The following is a 2,971-nucleotide window of genomic DNA, read 5'->3' on the forward strand; positions in this document are numbered from 1 at the left end:
GGCTCGGCCAGTTGGATCTCTTCATTTCGCTGCTCTACGTCGCGCTGCTCGGCACCGTCGGCGGACTGATGCTGGTCGAGAGCGTCAACGCGCTGCGCGCCACCCGCAGCGGCGCCGCACCCGTGCTGAAGAAATCCGGCCAGCACAACTGGATCCATCGACTGCCGTTGAAGATGCGCTTCCGCGCCTCGAAGCTGTTCGTCAGCGTCATCCCGGTGCTCGGGCTCGGCGCCGGCATCGGCTTCCTGTCGTCGATCATGGGTGTGGGCGGCGGCTTCATCATGGTGCCGGCGCTGATCTATCTCCTGAAAGTGCCGACCAACGTCGTCATCGGCACCTCGCTGTTCCAGATCATCTTCACCTCGGCCTACACCACGCTGGTGCACGCCACCACCAACCAGACGGTCGATGTGATGCTCGCCTTCCTATTGATGGCGGGCGGTGTCGCCGGCGCGCAATATGGCGCCAAGGCCGGCCAGAAGCTGCGCGGTGAGCAGCTCAGGGCATTGCTGGCGCTGCTGGTTCTGGCCGTCGCCATCCGCCTGGCGATCGATCTGTTCGTCACGCCGCCCAATCTCTATTCGCTTTCCGCGGCGGGCCTGAGCTGATGGCGGGGTGGAGGGGGTTCGCGGCCGCTGCCTTGCTTCTGCTCGTCGCGGCCGCGTCGCCGACGGCGGCCCAGACGCCGCCGGTCGAAGGCATCCAGATCGGCCTGTCGACCGACGCCGTCTCGATCACCGCCGGGTTTTCCGGCGCCGACCTCACCATCTTCGGATCGCTGGAGAATCCCGATCCGCTGGTTGCGCGCCAGGGGCGCTACGACGTCATCGTCGTGCTCGAGGGCCCGCCGCGACCGGTGGTGGTGCGGCGCAAGGACCGGGTGCTCGGCGTCTGGATCAATCTGGAGTCGGAGACGTTCGAGAATGTGCCGGTGTCCTATTCGGTGGCCACGACGCGGCCGCTGCAGGACATAACCGAACCGAACAGCTACAAGCAGCTGTCGCTCGGCTCGGCCAACCTCTACATGAAGCCCGCCGACGAGACCGACAGCCCGGCGACGATCGAGGAGTTCACCGCCGCGCTGCGAGATCGCAAGAAGGCGACTGGGCTCTACAGCGAAAATGTCGGCGGCGTGCAGTTCCTGTCGCAGAACCTGTTCCGCGCCACGGTTAGGCTGGCGCCCGACGTTCCGGTCGGCACCCACAAGGCGCGCGCCTTCCTGTTCAAGAGCGGCATGTTCATCAAGGAAAGCTCGGCCCAGCTCGAAATCCGCAAATCCGGTTTCGAGCAGTCGATCTTCCGCGTCGCGCACGACTATTCCTTTCTCTACGGCGTCTTCGCGGTATCGCTCGCCATGCTGACCGGCTGGCTGGGGCGGCTGGTCTTCCGCAAGGATTGATCTCCCCGGGAAAAGAGGCTTTCCCTTTTTTCGATGATGCGATAAACCGCCGCCTCCCAAGGCAAACACGCACATTCAATTCGGCAGAACGGTCCGGCCATCCGGACGTCCGCGCCTTTGCCGGCGCCGGCGATCCGCTGCGACGAACCAATGACAGGAGGCTGCTATGCAATCAGCATTCGGCGGCATCGATTTCGGCACGTCCAATTCCACCGTGGGCGTGATCCGGAACGGGCAGGCGCGACTGGTAGCGCTGGAAGGTGAACAACCTACATTGCCAAGCGCCGTCTTCTTCAACTTCGAGGACGGCCATACCTATTTCGGCCGCCGTGCTATCAGCGACTACACCGACAGCATCGAGGGGCGGCTGATGCGCTCGCTGAAGAGCGTGCTCGGCAGCTCGCTCGCTCACGAGAAGACCCGCATCAAGGCGCGCCTGATCGGCTTCACCGACATCATCGGTTTCTTCATCGCCCATCTGAAGAAGCGCCTCGAAGAGGACGCGCGCGCTCCGGTCGAGACCATCGTGCTCGGTCGGCCCGTACAATTCGTCGACGATGACGCCGAGGCCGATGCGAGCGCGGAAAGTGAGCTTGAAAAGGCGGCGCGCGCCCAGGGGTTCAAGCACATCGCCTTCCAGTTCGAGCCGATCGCGGCGGCGCTCGACTACGAGCAGAAGGTTGCCCGGGAGGAACTGGCGCTGATCGTCGACATGGGCGGCGGCACGTCCGACTTCTCGGTGGTGCGGGTCTCGCCCGAGCGCGCCCGCTCGAACGATCGCAAGGGCGACATCCTGGCCAACCGCGGCATCCATATCGGCGGCACCGACTTCGACCGGCTGCTAAGCATCGCCCACATAATGCCCGAACTCGGCTATCTTACGCCGACCAAGGACGGCAAGCGCAATCTACCGGCGAGCTATTTCATCGACCTGGCGACCTGGCAGCGCATCAACCTCGTCTATACCGCCAAGGCGATGACGGACCTGAAGCAAATCCGCTTCGAGGCCGAGCGCGCCGATCTCGTCGGCCGCTTCATCCATATCGTCGAGCACCGCTACGGCCACGCGCTGGCGGGCCTGGTGGAAAGGGCCAAGATCGCGCTGACGGATCAGCCTGCCGCCGAGGTGAAAGTGTCCCTGCCCGGCGCACGCTTCGCAGCCGAGATCACGCGCGCCGGCCTCGAGGCAACGATCGGGGCCGACATCGACCGGGTGACCGAGACCGTGAGGCAGACGATTGCGGATGCCGGTGTTGACACTTCCGCCATAACTGCCGTGTTCCTGACCGGTGGCTCGACAGCGATCCCTCTCGCCAAACGCCAGATCCTCTCGCTGGTGCCGCAGGCCTCCGTCATCGAGGGCGACATGTTCGGCTCGGTCGGGCTTGGACTGGCGCTTGATGCGCAGCGGAAATTCGCCTGAAGCCCTTCTTCCCGATCAGCCCCTGTCCGCCGGCGGCAAGTCCGCCTTTCCCAAATGCGCCCGCAGCGCCGTCTGGGCGAGGCTCGGCTGGCGGTCGCGGTGGGTGATGATGGCGAAGTCGCGCCGCGGCAGGTCGATCGGCACCGAGC

3 protein-coding genes and 1 pseudogene are annotated in these 2,971 nt (G+C 65.0%); 3 read left to right on the top strand and 1 reads right to left on the bottom strand.

From position 1 onward, the window contains the following. From EOA33_RS30320 to EOA33_RS30330, 3 genes are all read left to right on the top strand, one after another. Nucleotides 1–608, top strand: a 608-nt coding sequence (locus EOA33_RS30320) for a sulfite exporter TauE/SafE family protein (protein ID WP_145989357.1), incomplete at its 5' end; no start/stop codon positions are given. Beyond that, nucleotides 608–1,399 carry a TIGR02186 family protein gene (locus EOA33_RS30325; RefSeq protein WP_127407320.1) on the top strand — a complete coding sequence of 264 codons (792 nt, stop codon included), beginning with the start codon at nucleotides 608–610 and terminating at the stop codon, nucleotides 1,397–1,399. The genes EOA33_RS30320 and EOA33_RS30325, both read left to right, overlap by 1 nt. A gap of 166 nt (nucleotides 1,400–1,565) precedes the next feature. Further along, nucleotides 1,566–2,822, top strand: coding sequence for an Hsp70 family protein (locus tag EOA33_RS30330; RefSeq protein ID WP_127407321.1), 1,257 nt, complete (start codon nucleotides 1,566–1,568; stop codon nucleotides 2,820–2,822). Between the two features lie 15 nt (nucleotides 2,823–2,837). Here EOA33_RS30330 and EOA33_RS40950 read toward each other — a convergent pair. Beyond that, nucleotides 2,838–2,971, bottom strand: a pseudogene (locus EOA33_RS40950) (LysR family transcriptional regulator); the annotation flags it as partial.

The organism is Mesorhizobium sp. M4A.F.Ca.ET.050.02.1.1 (genome assembly GCF_003997725.1).
In the GTDB taxonomy this organism is placed as follows: domain Bacteria; phylum Pseudomonadota; class Alphaproteobacteria; order Rhizobiales; family Rhizobiaceae; genus Mesorhizobium.